At 44.1% G+C, this 21,539-nt stretch carries 10 protein-coding genes; 2 read left to right on the top strand and 8 right to left on the bottom strand.

The genetic code is table 11. The annotated features are described in order from the left end of the window. Positions 1-63: 63 nt before the first annotated feature. From NHB34_RS01870 to NHB34_RS01835, 8 genes are all read right to left on the bottom strand, one after another. Entirely contained in the window at positions 64-11,373 is an 11,310-nt protein-coding gene (locus tag NHB34_RS01870; RefSeq protein ID WP_353427884.1) for a hypothetical protein, read from the bottom strand. Positions 11,374-11,548: 175 nt separating this feature from the next. Further along, positions 11,549-11,845 (bottom strand): hypothetical protein, encoded by a 297-nt coding sequence (locus NHB34_RS01865; RefSeq protein ID WP_353427883.1) that lies wholly within the window; start codon positions 11,843-11,845, stop codon positions 11,549-11,551. Positions 11,846-11,874: 29 nt separating this feature from the next. Further along, on the bottom strand, positions 11,875-13,317 hold the full coding sequence (locus NHB34_RS01860) for an HlyD family efflux transporter periplasmic adaptor subunit (RefSeq protein WP_353427882.1): 1,443 nt from the start codon (positions 13,315-13,317) through the stop codon (positions 11,875-11,877). After that, positions 13,314-14,813: a hypothetical protein gene (locus tag NHB34_RS01855; protein WP_353427881.1), complete on the bottom strand. Its 1,500-nt coding sequence runs from the start codon at positions 14,811-14,813 to the stop codon at positions 13,314-13,316. Before NHB34_RS01855 ends, NHB34_RS01860 begins: the two co-directional genes overlap by 4 nt. After that, positions 14,806-16,212, bottom strand: a complete 1,407-nt coding sequence (locus NHB34_RS01850; RefSeq protein ID WP_353427880.1) for a tetratricopeptide repeat protein — start codon at positions 16,210-16,212, stop codon at positions 14,806-14,808. Before NHB34_RS01850 ends, NHB34_RS01855 begins: the two co-directional genes overlap by 8 nt. Positions 16,213-16,217: 5 nt before the next feature. Next, entirely contained in the window at positions 16,218-17,855 is a 1,638-nt protein-coding gene (locus NHB34_RS01845; RefSeq protein ID WP_353427879.1) for a calcium-binding protein, read from the bottom strand. 235 nt (positions 17,856-18,090) lie between these two features. Continuing rightward, entirely contained in the window at positions 18,091-18,996 is a 906-nt protein-coding gene (locus tag NHB34_RS01840; RefSeq protein WP_353427878.1) for a hypothetical protein, read from the bottom strand. 488 nt (positions 18,997-19,484) lie between these two features. Beyond that, positions 19,485-19,718 carry a hypothetical protein gene (locus NHB34_RS01835; protein ID WP_353427877.1) on the bottom strand — a complete coding sequence of 78 codons (234 nt, stop codon included), beginning with the start codon at positions 19,716-19,718 and terminating at the stop codon, positions 19,485-19,487. Positions 19,719-19,789: 71 nt separating this feature from the next. Here NHB34_RS01835 and NHB34_RS01830 point away from each other — a divergent pair, with 71 nt between their 5' ends. After that, complete coding sequence (locus tag NHB34_RS01830) at positions 19,790-20,764, top strand: lambda-exonuclease family protein (protein WP_353427876.1); 975 nt, start codon at positions 19,790-19,792, stop codon at positions 20,762-20,764. Continuing rightward, positions 20,754-21,518 carry a recombinase RecT gene (locus tag NHB34_RS01825; RefSeq protein ID WP_353427875.1) on the top strand — a complete coding sequence of 255 codons (765 nt, stop codon included), beginning with the start codon at positions 20,754-20,756 and terminating at the stop codon, positions 21,516-21,518. The genes NHB34_RS01830 and NHB34_RS01825 overlap by 11 nt, the downstream gene beginning before the upstream one ends. Positions 21,519-21,539: the final 21 nt, after the last annotated feature.

The following is a 21,539-nucleotide window of genomic DNA, read 5'->3' as shown; positions in this document are numbered from 1 at the left end:
GCTGGCAACAGATTTATAGTATTTAAGATCTATTAAGGTGCTTAATCGCACCCTAATAGATCATCACACCTGATGCGTTCCCCAGTACGAGTTTGGATCTTGCATGGGGTGCGTTAGATCGATGCTTGGATCGATCGTAAAGCTCGCTGCACTAATATTCGTTGCTGCTGTGTAATCATTGGCACCATTGACGATAAAGGATAAGTTGGTGTTACCATTATCGCCAGCATAGGTCCACTGACCACTACCGCTGCTAGTTTCATGCTGGAACTCAATTTGCAATAAACCTGATCCTGGGTCATAGGTAATCATGGCTTCTGGCGTGCCATCACTTTGGGCTGAGCCATTGATAAAGCTAGCACCATAACCAACGTTGAGTTGATAGTGGAAGCCTGTATTACCAGAGCCTCCCGCTATAAAGTTGAGCAAGAAGTGATCATTCTCACCATAGCGGTTAAAGTCCATGATCGTGCCACCAAAGCCATTGAGCGTTGAGGGATCAATGCTATGAGTTGGATCTAAGGTAAGCGCAAACAGGTCGTTGCCATAACCGCCATAAATGGTATCTTCGCCACCATAACCAGCAATCGTGTCATTGCCGCCATTGCCTACTAGTAGGTTATCGCCGGTGTTACCCAAGAGCGCGTTATCTTGTTCATTGCCATACAGATTGCTAGGCAAGGACATCAAGTTTGGCGTAGCTCCTGGCATATTAGCCAGCGCGGCATTTTCAATATTGCCACCCATGTAATAAGTACCAGCAGTTACCAATACCGTATCAATACCTTCGTTATAGTTCTCGCCAATGTACTCATTACCGGTATACAGATAAGTATCATTGCCCGTACCACCATAGAGCCAATCATACGAACCACCACCAATCAGCACGTCATTACCAGCGCCGCCGTAGATATTGTCATATCCTGTACCGCCATTGAGTACGTCATTACCTTCGGCGCCGTTGATATAGTCATTGCCATCACCACCTAGCAAGGTGTCATTGCCATAAGCACCAATCAGACTATCGTCACCACTCTCACCGAGTAGCGTGCTACTGCTGCCACCAGCATACAAGGTGTCGTTACCATAGCCACCATAAAGGGTATCTTGATCATGTGTGGCATCAGTTGAAGCAGTCATCCCCGAAGTGATGCTATTACCGAATAACACGTCATTACCATCACCGCCGAACATCACATCATTACCACCGCCACCTTGTACATAATCATTACCGGTAGTGCCATACAAGGTGTCATTGTTATCAGATAGTGCAATACCCTCAAAGCCCCACGCGGTTAAAGTGCCAAGGCCGTTACCGCCATTAGCATTAAAGGTAGCTGAACTATGAGTTGTGCCATCGTAATAACTGTTTGCAGCAGTACTTAAATTTGCCAAATTGATCACTAAGGCAGTGCTTTGAGATTGGTATTTAGACCAATCTAAGCTCACCACGCTATTATCAGCCAAGCGGATCGCACCTAAATCAACTGTCATGCCATAGTTTGCGTTACCACCAAGACCGATCCAGTCAAAACCATAGCCACCAACTAAAGTATCGTTACCACGACCGCCATTAATAAAGTTATCGCCATCGGTACCCACAATCGTGTCATTAAAGTTGGTGCCGATAATGCCATCGATGTTATATACCAAGTCCGTACCAGAGTTGACGTTTGCACTACCCGTTACGGTATAGGCTTTAATGACATTGTTAGCATCAAAGCGATAGTCATAGTAATTCAGGTTGGCTTTAATGCCATCGCCATTATGATTGGTTAAGGTGGCCACTAAGTCATAGCCATAACGACCATCATTTTTGCTAATAGTGTCGTAAATATTGTCGGTGCCGTAGATGATGATATCCATATTGCCGTAGCTACCATCTAAGGTGTCATTACCTAAGCCGCCAGTCATCACATCATTACCACCGCCAGCGGTAATCGTATCGTCTCCGGCTAGGCCATTAAACCAATTGTCGTACTGATTACCCTGCAAGATATTATTCGTTGCAGTACCAATGATGCCTGCGTACTGCGTGCTGTAGTAATCACTACCCGTCATCGTAAAAGCTGGTGCCGTATCGAGCAAACGCACATTCTCAACGTAGCGGAAGTGATTGGTATCACTCATCTCAACCGTGGTTGTAGCGTAAATCCAATCTACCCCGCCGGTATTAATGAGGCCACCATTAGAGCCTGCCGCTAAGTTTGCAGCGTCGATTGCATAGTCACCAGCAGAGTCAACATAATAAGTATCGTTACCAGCACCACCATACATCGTATCGCTACCAGTGCCACCGTCTAAGGTATCGTCACCGGACTGACCCCAAAGCACGTCATTACCGGCTCCGCCAATCAGATAATCGTTTGTGCCACCCGCCATGCCGTCTGATAAGCTGGTATTAGCAGTGTCACCATACAAGACGTCATCACCAGCACCGCCATCAAGCGTATTACTACCCGTGTTACCAACAATCGTATTGGCTAGACTATTACCGATACCATTGCCACCAGTCACCCCAACAAACGCTAAGCTCTCGACGTTATCAGCCAAGGTGAACGAACCATTAGAAGTAATGACGGTGTCATTGCCTTCATTAGCGTTTTCAATAATTTTGGATGACCAGTTAAAGTTAATATCATTAATGATATAAATATCATCGCCTGCGCTGCCCACGAGGGTTTCGTAATAACCTGTTCCTGGGTCGAGGATATCGTTACCGGCGCCACCATACAATGTATCGGTACCACTGTTGCCATACAGTGCATCATTACCATCACCACCATACAGCGTATCGTTGCCGTTGCCACCGGACAGATAATCATTACCCGATAAACCACTGATCACATCGTTACCATCGCGACCATACAGCTTGTCAGCACCAGCACCACCAGTCATCGAGTTATCTAAGTTATTACCTAATCCCAAATAGGTGAGCCCACTATTAAAGTAGGTCATCGTGAGATTTTCAACATTAGTTGGCAAAATGTAACTGACGCGTGCTTGCACCGTATCCGTACCAGCATAGTAGTCTTCAATCACCTTATCAGCATAGGAGTACACCACATAGGTATCATTGCCTTGACCGCCGATAAGCGTATCACCACCAGCGCTACCAGCAGCTGTTCCGCCACCACCATCTAATACGTCATTACCTGACAAACCAATCAGGGTTTGGTTGGCAACAGAAGTACCGGTAAGGATGTCGTTGGCGGTAGTGCCGGTGATGGTGGGATTTGAACTGCCTACATTACCGATACCATCGCTAACAAAAATAGCGGTTCCATATCGCACAGATTGAGCGACATCTAGGACCAAACCACTACTATTATCAAATGAAATGTACTCCACATCAGACTTAACTACATCTTTACCATCGACACCAGTTAGCGTGACTCCAGCATAGGCATCTGAGGTGTTTGCAGTGTTAATGACATAGCTATAGTCCGTATACAAACCAGCAAACAAAGCACGATCGGTGCCGGCGCCACCACTAATCAGATCATTACCTTTGCCACCACGCAAGATATCATCGCCCGCATTACCAATCAGGGTGTCATTGCCTGCGCCCGCATCAATGCTACTGCCGCCAGTAAAAGCAGTAAGCGTGTCGTTATAGGCAGAACCAATCAGGTTCTCAAAACGGCTAATCACATCCGTGCCGGCTGCACCTGTTGCGGTACGCGCTGTACCATCACCTAAGTCAACAGTAACACCTCCTAAGGCAGAGCGATAAGAGAGCGTATCAATACCAGCGCCACCATCAAGGGTGTCATTACCCGCACCGCCATCAATTGTATTTGTACCACTATTACCCGTAATGGTGTCGGCATACTCAGAACCACGAAGGTTCTCAATGCTGTAAAGCACATCATTACCTGCGCTACTGGTCACCGTACCATTTTGTACGGCGTCATTATTAATACCAGCATCGTTTAAGGTAGCGGTAATGCCGGCATTATTCCACTTATAGTCAGCGGTATCACTACCACTACCACCCTTCAGAAGGTTATTACCGCCATAGCCCTGTAAAGTGTTCTCACCCGCATCACCGATCAGGGTATCGTTATAGATAGTCCCGGTGATGTTCTCAATACTTTTGAGCTTATCGGTACCAGCACTCGCTAAGAGCTCATTACCATCGGCAACCGTTACGCTGATGTAACCATTAGCATCTTTGGTGCTAGAGAGGTCTACTGTAATACCAGCAGAACTGCCAGTAGCGCTATTATTGGTGATAAGCGCTTCAGAGTAACTGATCCAATCACTACCAGCACCGCCATCAATCGTATCGTTACCGTCTAAACCTCTAAAGACGTTATCACCACCATTGCCCATCAAGGTATCATCAAAACGCGAACCGATCACACGGTCAATGCTTACTAAATAGTCATAGCCATCAGCGCCTGAAGCGGTACCCCAAGTCTGGCCATTAAAGTCAATACCGCTACCGTAGTTATAAGCCGAGTAGTTATAAGTACCAACGCCTAGGTTCACTACGACGCTGCCATTAGCCCACTTATAAGAAGCCGTGTCGCTACCCGCGCCACCAATGAGGGTGTCGCTACCTTGGCCACCAGACAAGAAGTCATTACCTGCGCCGCCAATAAGGATATCGTTACCAAAACCGCCACGCACACCAGTCATGCCAATCAGGGTGTCGTTACCATCGCCACCCGTTGCCGTACCATAAGACAGGCCGCTAATGGCAACGCCTGAGATAAAGGCAGTATTTAAGGAGCTGGCAGCGTTTGTGCCCACGCCAAGATTAACGGTGATGCCCGAAGTGTTATCCCAATAGTCTGCCCAATCCGTAGCGCTATCTACCAAAGCGCCCGGCAATCCGTTGCTCACACCGATCAACACATCGTTGCCAGCACCACCACGCAGCCAGTTACCCGCTGTCGAGCCAATCAAAGTATCGTTGTAACTAGTACCTTTAATACCCTCGATGTTGTACAGAGTGTCTGGACCCATCTGGGTGTTGACGGTACCGGTAATCGTATTGGTCTGAGTACCAATCGCAATACCACCTAAAGTCAGATTGGTGGTGCCAGTGCTCACGCCTAAGTTGGCAGTAATGCCCATGGTAAAGACTGAGCTGCTGTAATCAACCCAATCGGTACCGCGCTCAGCAGAGCTACCGCCATAGAAGGTATCTAAACCGCCACGGCCAACAAACCAATCACTAGAGTAACCACCAATAAAGAGGTCAGACTGCGCCGTACCAGCAATGGTCTCGACTGATTGCAAATAGTCTGCACTACCACTAGCTAATAATGTATTAACGTTAGAACTAGTAAAGCTAGTGTAGTTTTGGTTCTTAAAGACAAAATAATCGTTAAGCGATGCTGCCGACCCCTGATCGGTAGCGAGCACCATAACCCCTTTAACACCAGCACTCAGATTATCCAGGGCATAGTAACTAATAAAGTCATTACCAAGGCCACCATCAACCCGATCGTATCCGCCGCTAGCAAAAATAGTGTCATTGCCCGAGCCGCCTTCAATCCAATCGCTACCTGCGCCACCAGTCATGGTGTCGCTATAGATGCTACCGATTAAGAGATTATTTTGGTTGTAGTTGGCGTTATAGGAATACACCGTATTGCCAGCAACTTCCGTATAGGTCTTATAGGTTTGACTGCCATTAGAACCCAGTGTGGTGTAGCCATTAACACCAATGGTCACCTGAGTGCCCTCATTAGCAAAATTACCAATCAGGGTTTGCGTAGAAAGTAGTTGCTTACCAAAGCTATCGGCATAGGTGCGAGTGTAAATATTGCCATCTGTGCCACGCTCCGTAAAGGTAAAGGTCGCAGCAGTTCCAGTAGGATTAACTTTAAGAGTTGATGCTCCAGAGTAATCAATAAAGGTATCACTACCACCGGTAGTAACTAAGGTATCTACACCGTTAGTGGTAACGGTATTAGCACCAAAGGTCATGACATAAGTGTCATTACCAGCATTACCAATTAAGGTGTCATTACCTAGGCCACCATCTAAGGTGTCATTACCAGAGCCTGTGGTGAGGGTGTTGTTGCCAGAGTTGCCAGTTAGAGTAAAACTGTTAGCGCCGGAATAAAGCACATTCTCTACATTACTAATTGATGCATTAGTCAGGTTTAATGAATTGATATTCCAGTCAGGCGCCAATTGCAAAAGATCAGCGCCATCGCCTCCATCAACTGAACCACTTAAGCTATGCCAAATAATTGTGTCATTGCCAGCGCCACCGATTAAGGTATCAATTCCGCTAACACCATCAATCGTGTCGTTACCAGCACCGCCAATAATCACATTGTTACCAGAGTTACCATAAAGTGTGCTGGCAGATCCAGCAGCACTAATTGAAGTGAGATTTTCAACTCCGGCGTATTGTGAATTACGTAAATCTAAAGCACCAAGGCTAGTGATGATCGTATCGATACCGCTGGTTTCATTAACAATATCGCCAGCGTTATCAATTACATAGGTATCATTGCCCTCCCAACCCTTTAGAACATCTGTACCAGTACCACCATCTAGATAGTCGTTACCATAATACCCATTAAGAGTATCATTACCAGCGCCACCGTAAAGCGTATCTCCAAGAAGCGTGCCAGCGTTTGAGAGAGCAATAACACCAGTATTGGTATTCGTATCAAGCGTGACCGCATTGGCTCCAGTCAGGCCAAAACGCTGGTTATAAACATCAAGCTCTACTTGAGTATCTAGACGGCTACCTGCGATTATGTCATTACCATCGCCGCCAAAAATGGTATTTCCGCCACCAAACCCTGCAAGAAAATCCACCCCACTTGTGCCAAATAAAGTGGTCAAGTTTGATCCGGCACCAACAGCAATATTGGCCGTACCATTAAGCATGTTTCCAGATACGGTTAAATTTTCAACAGTATTGTTGCCGGTATAGGTAAGGCCATTCCAGTCGTACTGCCCGGCAATTGTGATCTTGCCAAACCAAGCATCTTGACCTGCTAACCACTGCGAGCCATCACGAATTCCAACATATAAATCAGAGCCATTAGCGCCACCACGCCGGATATTAAAGTAATAATTGGCGTTGTAACTTGCTGGATCATTGACAACAACGCTTAGTGTATCAACGCCAGCGCTATCAATAATGGTTTGGCTAGATAGGTTGCTACCAGTATTAAAATAGCCAGTAAATGCGGTTGAATCGGTCTGCCCATTAACAGTATAGGGCGATACAAAATTGACTGAATAGATGTCATTACCATCACCACCAACCAGCACATTATTGCCACTTCCACCGATTAAAGTGTCGTTACCAGTGCCACTACGCAAGGTATCGTTGCCCGCCATACCCCACATCGTGTCATTACTATTGTTGCCATATAGATAATCATTACCTACGGTACCAACAAATGTATTTTGACCTCCAGGCGTAGGACCAACGATAGAGGGCAACTGACCAGTAGCAAGAATGCTCGCAACGTCATAAACGTATGTTGTACCCGAGGCATTAGGATTGCTAAAGGTAATATTTTCGACAGTATTGGTAATGGTCACTTGCTGACCATTATTTTTAGACATCACCAACTGAGAACCGCTGTAGGAAGCCAAGCTCCACTGAGATGAGTCACCGTTCAATAATGCAGTATCAAGGCCAGTACCACCATCTAGATAATCATTACCCGATATACCGGCAACCAAAGTATCATTACCTTCGGCGCCAAACAAACTATCGTTACCGCCGCCACCACCATCGAGCACGTTGTTGGCCTGATTGCCATAAAGAGTGTCGTTGTAACCACTACCAATCAGATTTTCAATCGAAATTAAAGTACTACTCAAATTACTACCGGTAGCAGCTCCATAACTATCAGGCACATTCGTAGCTAATAAATTTCCGAGCCGAGCGTATACGCCAGCAGTGCCAGCAAAAGAAACAGTATCGGCACCAAAGCCGCCATCTAGAGTATCGGTACCAGTTCCTGAGATAAAGCTATCGTTACCACCATACCCGTAAATTGTGTCGCTACCATTCCCAGTAAAAAACGTGTCGTTACCAATAAACCCTGCAGCATTACTCAAGTTGTCAGCAAGTATTGTTCCGGCTGCACCTGCGAAGGTTTCCTGCGATACGATAAGTTGACTACCGTTGTTACCGATTGCCGTATTCTTGAAGCTAACAAGGCTAGAAAGGCTGTTGTTAATGGCATCAAGGTAAGACCTCACGCCATTTGGCAGTGAGCTCGCATTAATAGTTAGGTTTGTGGCGGTAAAAAAGCCTGGTAAAAATGGGCTGGTCCCAGCCTTAAAGTTCACCACCGCTTCAAATTGTGAACGAATAGATGTCGCTCCAGCGATCGTGATGCCGTCTAAACCATTATTTCCATTTGGTAAGAAAGGTAAATTAAATTGAAAGGTTGCTTGTCCACCACTATAAGAAACCAAGGTAATGCTCTCTGCATTATTGATTTCAGGACCAGTGCCTTTGAAGTAATGGCTAGAACCTAGGTTATCGTCGTTTGTGAATCCAGCTACCGTTGCAGCATTTACTACTACCCCAGTATTGAGGGCTCCCATTGTTCCGGAAATGGTAAAAGCACTTGCATCATTGCCTGCCTCATCCTGAACAACGCCATCGATTTGATTAATACCAACCGTTCCCGCTGGCGGAGTATAGGTAATGGTTACGGTTTGACCCACCCCGACAGGGCTAGCAAGGTCTATTTCATAACCATTCCATCCTGATTCAATATTTAGTATTTGAACTTGGCTACCATTGACCGTCGCGGTAAAACTCGATAGCAATTTTGAATCAACGACGCCTTGCCATTGATGTGAAGCTGTATTACCAATGCCATTTCCAGTGCCGGTACCATTCATTGCTAGGTACACACTGCTTTGTGCGACATAAAGGGTGCTAGGGGTTGGAGCTAAATTATCAAAATAAATCGTTGTTTGATCGGCCTGACCACTTTGCGACGCGCCATACCAAGTGGCTGAGGATAAATTATTTACCTGGGCGTTGTTACTAACATCAACTGAGAATGAATAAGCACTTTGATGCGGAGCGGTATTAGTATCAATTAAATTGATCTGCTGCAAAACTTCGGTCATCTGATAGCCAGTCAGATTATTTAAAATATTGCCCGCCGAATCAAAATGCCCAATCAGTAAATCGTAATAACCCGTAGTGCTATTAGCTACAACTTTAGCTTTTAGCCCCGTAATTTCGCTACTAGTTTGTGTTACTGGATTCCAATCCCAAACCGAAGGCAAGCTGACCCAATTTGCAGTTTGCTGCACTCCACTAGCGGACAGCGAAAAGTAAGTTGGTTTAGTAGAAGCATCTACCCAAGGAGCAAAGTCAAGCTGCGCAGTCGCATAATTACCCGCGGCCTTAATACGCAAAAGACCTAAATCTGACCTTGCATCATTGATAACTGATTGCTGAGTCCAAACAGTGTTACCACCAACTGTTTGACTGGTCCAATATCCATAATACAAAGGCTCGCCGATTGCCTGTAATTGACTTACAGCAGGCAAAATTGGCGCATTGCCATTAGCCGAGAGCGTAACTTGATTTGTTACCCAAGAAGGATTACTTGGATCTGGCCATCGATAGTACTGAGAGCTCCATGTATTTTGATTGGAGTCGTAGTAAAAACCGTTAGGACCACCGTGAACCGATGTAGAACTGGATAAATAATCGCTGTTACGAGGATTGAGCGCCAAGTCAACATAGATTTGGGAGTTACTAGAAGAGGTTGCAACTACAGTGGTATAAGCTGTTGTTGTAAGCGCTCCACCAGTTCCCTGAGATCCAGTATTTCCATCTGAGAAAGTCCAATCCAGTTGAATATTGCCAGAAACCGAATTGGAAGTATTAGCGTACGCAATAGAACTGAGTACAGTGTTAACCTGACTTTGATTAGCAGAGGCATTGAAATTAATAGTCAGAGTGCCACCAGAATTTTGTGACACTGAACCAATATTTACGCCATCGAGCAATAAGGAGCCAGGATTCAATGCAGATAGATGGCCGCCAAACGAACTAAATACATCTTGAGCATTAGAGCCTCCATGACGAGTTAGCGTCAGACTAGATCCGCCATAATTACCCTGAGAAGCCAATCCCGCATCGCTCACAATCAATCCTGAAGGTGCTAGCGGCACAGGGCTTGAGAGAGCCTTATACGCAATCTCGGTAATCTGCGTATTCTGGCCAATAGGATTGGCGCTAAACGAAGTGTCTAAAGCACCTGTAGAAGTCAAACGAACAACTTCAGAACCTAAGTTGCCGTCTCCAGATAGAATAATTTTTCCATCAGGCTGTAAGGCAATATCCCAAACCCTACCGATACCTATACTGGGGGAAACAGTGCTAAATCCACCATTACCAAAAGAATTATCAAAAGAGCCATCAGCATTAAGACGGACTACGCTTGCGCCGTATGCATTGCCGGCAATTAAAATTTTTCCATCAGGTTGTATATCCAGAGCGGTTGCTTGAGTATAATTGGTGCCACTAAATGGAATGCCTTTGATACCCGTTCCAGCAAAAGTAGTATCTAAACTTCCATCAGCATTAAATCGTGCAATCGCAAACTGTGAGGTATAAGAACCGGAAATACTGGAACTACTCACATTACCGCTAATAACAATTTTTCCATCGGCTTGTTGGAGCAGTCCCGAAGGGTTAAAGTAACCACCGCTGAGCAAAGAAGAGATGCGGGTAGCGGCAACAGTGGTAGATGCAAAATTTGAATCAATGGTGCCGTCTTGGTTATAGCGTGTTAAAACGCCACTCCAATTTGAGATTAAGATCTTTCCATCCGCTTGCAAAGCAGCCAAATCAACGCTGGCAGTTAAAACACCATTGTTTGCGAAAGAACTATCTACAGACCCATTTGCATTAAAGCGCGCTAATGTACCATTGTTATTTGCAACTAGCAGCTTGCCGCTAGCATCAAATTGAACAGAAGCAATATCACTCCATGTGGACCCTAAACTTTCGGTTAAAGTACCGCCGACTCCAAAACTTGTATCCTTTGTGCCATCAAAGTTATATTTAGTAATTGATTGGTAACCAGCTAAAACAAACTTACTATTTGCTGCATCAATTGCAATCGTTGGAAAATTAGACGCATACGATGTCGTTGGCATTGTGACAACGCCAGCAGTACCAAAACCAGCAACTAAATTACCATTAGTATCAAACAGCGCCACACCAACAGGCGGGTTGGTTACAGAGTTGGTGGATAAAGCAGAAAGAATGTAACCGTTTGGCAAAACAGCCAAATTCGTTGCGTAGGAGTAAACACCATTACCCCCAAATTGAACACCTGTTATTCCGTCACCAATATTTAAAAATGATGGGGCTGAATTTGCAGTAGGCATATTTACTTTTTATCCAAATAATTGACTTAAAACCGTCAATAAAACGACATTTATATATTAACCATTCTAGTATTTTTAAGCAAAAAAGTCTTTTTAATTTTTGTAATTAAAAAGACTTTTTTAAAAACCCCCCTTTGTGGGGCTATTTTTATAACATATTGATTTTATTGGATATTTACTTTTTTGATTTTTTCTCGGCGCCATCAGACTCCAACCCTTGAGCAGCTGCTGTACTGGCTTTTTGATTTTGCTCTTGAGCCTTTTGTAAATCAGCCACCAAACGATTAAGCCCATCCCTTAGCTGCACAGCAGCATTTATCGGCATCGCTATGCGACCCGCCAAACGAGGATTCATCTTATTGGCCTCCTTTGGGTCTGGATATAAGGTCAGTAAATCTACCTTTAAAACCTGACCATTAAAAAAAATGGAGCCAATTCCATCAATGTAAACATCTGCACCTTCTAAACTCATAATTTTCCTTTTATACCAAGTAGTTAAGATTAATTTGGCTCAGAGAGGACTGCCCGACCTGCTCTAAACATAGTATTGATTAAGTAGGATAGCAGAGATCGGCGCGGCCCTAGAACGTAAATATCAACCGGAATTCCAGCCGTCAAAAAACCCTCTTTACGACAATGCTCGTCACATGAAAAGGCTGCAATCGCCTCATACATGGGCGGCATATTTGGATTTTCTTGAGCAACATCAGCTGTTACTGAAATAACTTTTCCGTGAAATTCTGGGGAAAGGCTTTGATTATGAGTCTGTAACCTAACCACCGCCTGCTGACCCACCTGAATATTGGCATGATCGGCTGGCTTATAGCTGGCAAAAGCTACAAGATCTTCACCCGTGGGCACAATCTCCAAAAGCGGCTCTCGAGGCGACAACAAAATCCCCGGGCGTAATTTTTTTAGGTTCGTCACATAGCCTGTTTGCGGCGCAGTGATACGCAAGTTCTGGCTAGAGCGATAGGTGTATTTCAAACTTGCATACTGAGATTCAAAATCTGAAATCAATGCGGCATAGTCAGCGCGATTTTTATCACCAAACTCAGAGCGTATATCTAAAATCTGCCTTTGCAAATCCAGTTGCTTGTTTTTACGATCAGAGAGCTCAATATTTTTACTTTCGAGACTTTGTTTGGCATTGATCAGCTGATTTTCTTGATCGAGCAAGGCAGCCTCAGCATAAAAATTTTGCTTCACTAAATCTTTCTTTTTAGAATAGATTTCTCTTTGAATTTGCAGACGACGCTCTTCATTGGATACTGACTTTTCGAGGCGCTGGATATCCTCATTAGTATGATCTAGCTGGCCTTGAGCAAACGCAATACGTGATTTATAGGATGCCACGAAGCCATCGGCCACTTTTTTCTCATGCACACAATAGCGCTCAATATATTGCTGCGGAATTAAATCAACATTTGTCGGATTCTGAAAATCGGTTAACTCAACTATCGCCTTATAACGCTCCAACTTACATGCTTTTGCTGCCGCACTATTTAGCTGAGAGGTTAACTCTGAATTAATCCGAGGTTCATCCAACAATGCCAAAACATCTCCTTGATTAACAAATTGCCCATCTACTACGTTGACCTCGAGGATAATTCCCCCCTCTAAAGTCTCAACAGGCAGCTTCTTTTTTACAAACCCTAACTGGCCAACTAAGTTAACGGATGAGCTTAATGGGACCAAGAGAACTGCCAAAAATAATCCAGTTGTTACTGCATTTCGATTGCGACGAATGGCTAAAAATGATCGTGAGCCTTGATTAAAATGCTTTAAAAAGAAATTAGTTCTGGCAACAAGGCGCAATAATTTTTTGCGTCTTGGGGGTGTAATTAGATAACGATGCACGAAATGCGTCAAGCGACGAAAAGCTCTACTAATCCAAGTGAGTACCTTAGATAGAAGGCGCCAAAAAAGCCGTGTTAATTTCAAGCGCTAGCTTCCTTCTTGCGTAATTGCATTTCACCCGTGTCGTTAATCGTCAACCAACAATCTGAGATATCAACTAATTGACGATCATTTGAAGCAATCACCATGGTTGCGCCAGCGGCCTTAGCTTCAATTAGGGCTTGCACGACTTGATTCCGTGCACGAGCATCCATTCCCATCATGGGGTCATCAATTACCAATAATTGACCGGGGGTATTACTCAATACCTTTTTAATATCGCCCAGACGAACCGTATAGTACGATTGTTCTTCACTTGAATCATAGAACTCTGCTTGATTCATATAGCGAATTAAATCCCAGGGCTGAGCATACTGAGTCTTCAAATCAATGCGTCCTGTATGCATTGGACGCATGCCTAAAATGGACTCCAGCAGTAAAGTCTTACCTTGCCCAACACCCGCAGAAACTACACAAATTTGCCCCGCAGGAATCTCAAATGAATCGCTTAGCCTTAACTTTAGTTCACCCTGATGAATTTCCAGTGGCGCTACAAATTGCAAACTATCTACTTTCTTTTTGGGGTCTACTGATTGGGTATCTTCAGAGGCAACTACATCAACCAAAACCACACTTGATTCTTTTTTGGAGCCTTTTTCAGTTGCGACAATCACCGATGGTTTAGGTGGATTAGCAGCGGCTAACGTAAAAATTTTAAAAATGATAGAAGTTTGTCTTATTCGCTCAGCAGGCTGCAAAAGTCTTTGCGAAAAGAATGAAATAGGCAATAAAAATCCCGTTGGTAAATTATCGGCAATGATTAAAAAAGCCGCCAAAGATAACAACAATAAAGATGCAGAATACTTAAAAGTTCCCATTCTTGCTGCCTCTCCTGCGCCCTCCCAGGGTGAGTAGGTTAATTTTGGCGTAGCAAAATAAAAACGCATTCTTCGTGGCGATGATCCCATCCAGCGATAAAACCAGCTTTGACGAACACCGGCAATACGATCGGCCTGCACCCCCTTAGCTTGTTGGGCTAGCTTAAATTGAAAAACATATCCATAGACCAATAAGAAAATGAGAATTAGAAGAAATAGTTTGAAACTAACAAATAACGTCAAAATTAATACAGCCATTGGAAAAAATACTTGCAGTGCAGCACCAGCAACTGCCACAAAATCACCAGAGCGCAGAGAAATGACAATCGATTGGAGCAATCGAATATGAGGCGTCAGTTCTCGCCCTCGTGCAAAGAGCAAAATTCCCTCTTGTGGCGCCAAGAATTGCAGCATGCGTCGACGAATCAATAGCAAACCAGCAGTTCTCAAGCGGTCATAGTTATTACTAAGGCGTAACGCTACCAAAGAAAAAATTAGTAACACTATCAAAGAAGAAATATTGCCTGAAGGCAAAATTTTGCTAAATAAATTGGAAGTAAAAAAGAATGGTAGAAGCAGCAAACCATCGGCAATTACTGCGGCAGTGATAGTGCGAGAAAGCAGTGGGTCACGAAGAATTTTTACAATCGGAGAGTCAGTCATGTTTTTTTTGCATTCCTAAAGAAATCAACTGAGCACTAGCCTGATCAAAAACCGATCTCCAATCTCCCGGTGATTGCTGTCTAAATAATTTCAGGCTTTGATACCAATCAGAGCTGGCACCTTGTGGACCCCACAACCAATGTGGAGAACTATCCAATAACACCCAACAAGGCACATTTAGAGCGCCACATAAGTGTGCAGTACTGCTGCAAGTCATAATTACTAAATCCAACTTTTGTAGTATCTGTGCGGTGTCGTTAAAGTTTTTTATATGTGGGAGTAGTTCGGTTGATATTAATGGTAAAGGCAGTTTTTTTAAATCATCAGACCGCGGCCCGATTTGCAATGAAAATAAATTTATCTTTGGTAAAACCAGATTATTAAAAAACCACTCTACTGGTGCGGAACGATATTTATTGCGCTTAAAAGTTAAACTACCAGACCAAATCACACCCACCTTTAAGGCTTGAGGATCATTTAATCGTTGCTCTAAACGAGTCTCGTATTGATGTGTAGTAGGTAATGGTTTTAAATACCCGCCAACAAAAGGGATGGGTTCGTTGGGGAAAAACCGTGGCGCATCTAACAAGGAAACAATGAAACCTGCTTCGCGCTCAATTTTTTTGTCGACAAATTCAACAAACGTAATTTGCGGATAAGAATGCTGCAGTAATATGCGCAACTCTGGCTTCACCTCAACGATCATGTTCGGCGCTTTTTCAAGTAATAATGGCAAGTAGCGAGCGCACTGTATGTAATCACCAAAACCCTGCTCTGCATATACAAACAGCAAATCTTCCTTTAATGGAGAACCATCCCATTCTTTACCGAATACGCGCTTGGGTGGCGCCTCCTCCATATCCCATCGATATTGGTAGTTTTTAAAGCCATTTTGGTAATCTTTAAGCGCCAACTGTGAACGGGCTAGGTCCCAGCGTAAGCCTTGCTTCTCAGGGGTAATACTCAGCGCTTTTTCTAGTGCGTTAATTGCCATTTGATGCTCACCTGCCATAGCCAAGGCAATGCCATAGTTATGCCACAACTTACCCTCTGGACTTGGCGCAATATCTAGCGCACATTTATGAGCAACAATTGAGGCTGCCGGGTAATTGGCGTCTTTTAAAGCATTTCCTAAATTGGACCAAGTGCCGCCATGTTGACTATCTAACTTAAGCGCCAAATGGTACATCTGAATTGCCGCTTCTGGCTTACCCGTACTTCTTAAGGCTACCCCATAAGCATTAAGGAGCGCATGACTAGAAAGTAAAACTTTTTTATCAACTAATTTAAGCTCTTCAATCGCGTTAGCATATTGACCACGACCAATATACTCAACTACCCTTTCATACAAATTTTTCCCACTTAACTGAGCAGATGCCTCAAGACTTTGTGTCGTCATAAAGTCTAAAATTGCGGAATGTGATTGGGGTCAATCACCGTAAAATCAGATAGGACTGGGGCTTCATTAATCAGCAATACAGAATCAAATAGAGCGTCACCATTCCAATCAACCTGCAATCCACCATCCGTAACCAAAAGCTGACCGGCTACGCCAGTAAAGCCATCGCTAGGGGCCATTGATAAAGTCACAGTGGGGTCAGCATGAATAAGGGCAAGATGATCTTGCCCGGAGTGAAAGTCCGTAATCTCACCCATATAACTATCTTGGCTATTGAGAATAAAAGTATCCGCACCTGCACCACCGGTGTATACATCATCTCCACCATTGCCAATCAAAGTATCGGCACCAAATCCGCCACTCAAATTATTTGCTGCTCCATTACCAATCAATAAGTTGTCTTGCTCATTGCCGGTAATATTTACGTCCCCCGCAGTACTTAGGGCTAGTCCAACTTCTACATTATTTGCCAAGCTTAAGTTGGCAGAGGTTTGCACAATATCATGGCCTTGGTTAGCGTCTTCAATAATAGTTTCACTACCGGTGTATGAATACACATCATCGCCTGCCCCGCCGATAAGCAAGTCAGCACCACCGCCACCATTGAGAATATCGGCACCATAAGAACCAATTAAGGTTTGCGCATCAGTTGATCCATACAGGTGCCATCCAGAATCCAATCCAGCAATATAAGGCCCACTAACTGCTGCATGATCTGCATAGGACTGAGTATTTAAAGCAACAATACGCTCTATACCACTGGTGCCTTGGTAATTATCAACCCCAATATAAGCCGTATCATGCGCACCGCCACCAGCAAGCTCCACTATTTGAGTGGTAGAAGCATAGATTGCATACGTATCATTTCCTGCGCCACCGCTTAACGTATCCCCACCGGAGCTTGAGCCAAATAGAGTATCTGCAAAGGCGCTGCCTTCAATCACATCCCCACTTCCACTACTATGGTAAACAAACCCATTTGGCTCTACCAAGTAACCATAACTAGAGCCGTACCCATAATTCGACAATGAAGATGCATAGTTAATATTCGCAGCGGCAGTATTGGCGGCTTGGGAAATAGCGCTTTGCACATGACTAATGCTGCTATCTACTCCATTTGAATTATTGTTCTGCGCAGTATCAGCCAAAATTACACTCGTATCTTGCGAACCAGCAGCAGGGTCATGATGAATCGGCGCTTCGGGTCCCATACCCCCGCCATCTGGGTGGCTAGGATCATACAAACTATTTGATTCGAGCAACAAACCACCCCAACTTGATTCACTATCGGGCGCTGTTTGCGAAATTATCTCGGCAAAAAAGGGATCCTGAAAATTGAATGTTGCATCAGGCCCCACTAATCCCGCAGCAATATTTGGATCAAAACCTTCATATTGAAATGGGCTAGGAATAACATGTGAGATATCACTAGCCATGGATACTAGGGCATCTAGGGCATCAACAGGATCCGGAACGCTAACAAACATCTGCGGGTTAACTACCTCATAGCCCGATAATTGCATTCCTGAGAGGGCGCCGGCCACCGCCACTAAATTGGCATTAGCGGCAGACACACCTACAGCAGAGCCAGTAGTTTGCACCACTGCCCGAGCTGCATTGACTAGCGTATTAATCTGCGCCATTTTGCTAAATCCACTTTGTCTGCCTTTGTTCTACCTTTTTAATTGCTAATAGCGCACTTCTTAACAGCGAATATTTACAATCATATGGAGGTTAATTATTAATTTTAAAGGCATTTTTGCTATTTTCGACAAGAAAAATGCCTTTAAAAGGGCTTTATTGACCATTATTTGCAGGGTAAACAGGCCATTTCGTTTTGCAAAATGACCTGTTTATCGCCCCTGCACCTAATTCACTCTAGGCCGCCACCGCCTCATCCCCTTCATCCAAGTCTTTGCGCCGCCGGTTAGAGTGCCCAAGCTTCACTGCAGGACCCCCAAGCTCAATAACCGGATTGTGACTATCGGCACGCATTTGCTTAAGTGCTGTTAAAGCTTGCACTGCTTTGAGCATCCGATTTTGAATGCTCGTCATATAACGCGAGCTTTTCTCTAAATCCAATGCCTCTAAAAGCAAATTGGCCCTAAGTCCATCAACTATCACTTGATAGCGCCTGGGATCTTGCGCCCACTGAAGATGATGCGGATATTTTTCCGAGATCTCATTCATGAGCTTTGCTAGGTTTAAGGTGGGCACACTTTGCAAAAAGCGACTACCCAGTACCTGCACAAATGAGGCATTTGCCGCTTGCCCATCCATGATGTACTCGTAAAGCTGTGGATAGTCTTGCGGTATTTTGGGGATGAGCGAATCGCGAAAGTTTCTTTGCAGATCTTTTGCTTGTAGCCAAACCTGATGGAGAAAAATACTCCATAATTTTTCCTCGTCATCCTCCATAAAATACCAAGAAGGTAGTAGATAGGCATGATGGTCATCAAGATTGGCTAACCTTGCAAATTCTTTGGCAATATCGAGTTGCATCATGGTGGCATCAATCTTGAGTTTTTGTGCGTACATAATACGCTCACACTCTAGACTAGCTTGTTCAAAGGTGGTAATGAAGAGCTGACTAGTGGGATCATGAGCACCCCACTGCTCACACAACGCCTCATGAATTTGCTGCTTTTGCTCAATATCCTCCCACTCTAAATACCCCTTTACAAAGATCCCACTTTTACGCGAGTTCTTGGCTGAGGCTTGTTTACCCAACTGGGTTTTAGGGCCGGTTTGGCCCTGATGGTTTACTGCTTTATTTGCGTTCATAAAAAATGCTCTTTCTGCTTAAATAAGCAAAATCAATTGATATGCCACCAGAAGCGCCAAAAAATGGACGCACCTGTGGCGCTATTTAATTCAAAAAATTTGATTTGATTTACAAAGGTGCTTGCCGTCTGAAGCACACACCCACTGTCCGGGGTTTGTAATTCACGCGCTCATTGTCCGAGCCGTTTTACTTCACAGATATGTGTCTGTTGCTACTGGCATGTTCGTCACGCCTTGCATGTCCGCAAGATCAGCTGCTTTAGTGTGACCATCTAATCGTCTTTAGATGCATCGCTGATTGCACGTAGTCAATCATTTTTAAGTAACTAATGCTGACATTGTAATTGAAAACAAAAAACTTTGCATGCGAAGGGGGAGCTTTTACAAAAGGCGTTAATTGGTAGCGCTCAGTTTTCATCAGATTGCAATGGAGGGTTGCTTTGCTACTGATTTTGTTGCCCGCCAATCTAGCGATGGCAACTGAGAGATTAGGGTCGCCAGCGAACCCCAGCGCCACTTTCTGGTGTGCCAATGAATTCAACCCCAGCCTTTTCAATTGCAGACTTAACCGAGCTGAGGGTTTTTACATTTCCAGATGGAACCCCATCAGCCGACTCCAAGCGAACCATTGTTGTAAATCCAATTCCAGCAGTCTTTGCCAGTTCAGCAACGGTGAGCCCCAATAATGCTCTGGCAGCTTTAATTTGACCGCTTGTAATCAATCTAAAAATACCTTATAATGATATTAAATATATCAGTAACGTAATATTTAATATTTAATTGGATATAAAAAATGCTTATTAATCAAGATTTTACCGTGGATCGAACTAAATACATAGGTGGCTCCGATATCGGTGCCATTTTGGGTTTATCCCGCTTTAAAACCCCCTTGCAGGTTTGGCTAGAAAAGACCGGCAAGGAGGTTTCTACCAAAGACTCCTTGCCCTTACGATTTGGCAGTTATGCCGAAGAATTTATCGCGCAGGAATATGCCAGAGCTACTGGAGCACTTTTACTACATGATGAAAGCGCGCATATTCATCCACAGCACTCTTATATGGCTGCGCATATCGATCGTTTTATTTTGGGTGATGGCGCAGATCGTTTGCCCACCAAGATTTTGGAATGCAAAACGGCCAATAGCTTTGCCAAGTCAGAATGGGGGCAAGTGGGTAGCGATGAAGTGCCGATGAGTTATTTATGCCAATGTATTTGGTATATGGCCATTACGGGGATTGATCAGGCCGATATTGCAGTCCTCTTTGGCAATAGTGATTTTCGCATCTATCAGCTCCAGCGAGATCACGATTTAGAAAGCCTTGTTCTTCAAAAAGCAGAACACTTTTGGAATGAGCATGTTCTAAAAAATTCTGCCCCACCACCAAGCAATATACAGGATTGCCAAATTCTCTTTAAAAAAGGTAACCCTACCAAGTCCATAGAAGCACGACAAGAAGCGCTTGAACTCGTCAAACGATTACACGTACTTAATAAACATATCGAGCTGAGCGAAGATGAAGTCTCGTCTATTAAACAAAGGATCATGCAACAAATGGGAGAGGCAGAAACGCTCACCTTTGAGGGGAAAGTATTAGCGACCTGGAAGGCGCCAAAGCCTAGCTTCAAGCTTGATAGTAAAAGGCTTGAAGCAGAGCATCCTACCATCTGCGAAGCCTACAAAATACCCATTCTAAATTCTCGAAGGTTGGTTATTAAAGATACTCAGAATGACGATAGAAATTCATTAGGGGCTAAAGATGAAAAATAGAACGGATGGTTTAGAGAAAGAACAATCGCAAGAACTCTCTGCAGAAAAAAATAGGTCACCCATAGAATCATTATCATCAATCAGGGTTAGTCCAGCCATGCCAGGGGAGAGGTATACAAGAATACTTACAGCTGAAATTAAATGCTTATCTCAAAAGATCAGTATTCATCCAGAAGAAATTGAAGCTTGGCTTTCGCAATTTCACAATATGCCGGAAGATGTTGTATTGGCACTTATTCGAACCGCCCAAAAATATTCACTCAACCCACTTCATAGAGAAATTCTTGCCCACAAATACCCTGAAGGCTGGAACATATCATTAAGTATTGATGCCTGGATCAAATTAATTAACAATCAACAGGCTTTTAGAGGGATCAGTTTTGCTGAATCACCGTGCAAGGTAGGTGAACTGCCATTTTGGGGCGAATGCACAATCAGTCGATCAGACCGCATATGGCCCATCACGGTTCGAGAATACCTCTCGGAAGTAAGTCAAGATCATGAAATCTGGCAAAAAATGCCTAGAAGAATGCTCAGATATAAAGCCCTGCAGCAATGTGCAAGAATCGCATTTGGCATCTGCATACCAGATTTTTTGAAAATAGAATCCTTAAAAGGCATCAAACAGCCAATTCCAGAAAATACCAAAAACGAACATCAAAATGGAAAAGGCGAGCCCAAATATGCTGAGATGCTCAATTCTTTGGATAAGCAAACGCAGACCATGAAGCTTAGACACATACTTGGGCAATAAATGAAAAATTGAGAGCATCTA

The organism is Polynucleobacter sp. MWH-UH19D, from assembly GCF_040409795.1.
Lineage (GTDB): Bacteria > Pseudomonadota > Gammaproteobacteria > Burkholderiales > Burkholderiaceae > Polynucleobacter.
The sequence above is the reverse complement of the archived record's forward strand: the minus strand, read 5'-3'. Positions and strand labels throughout refer to the sequence as shown.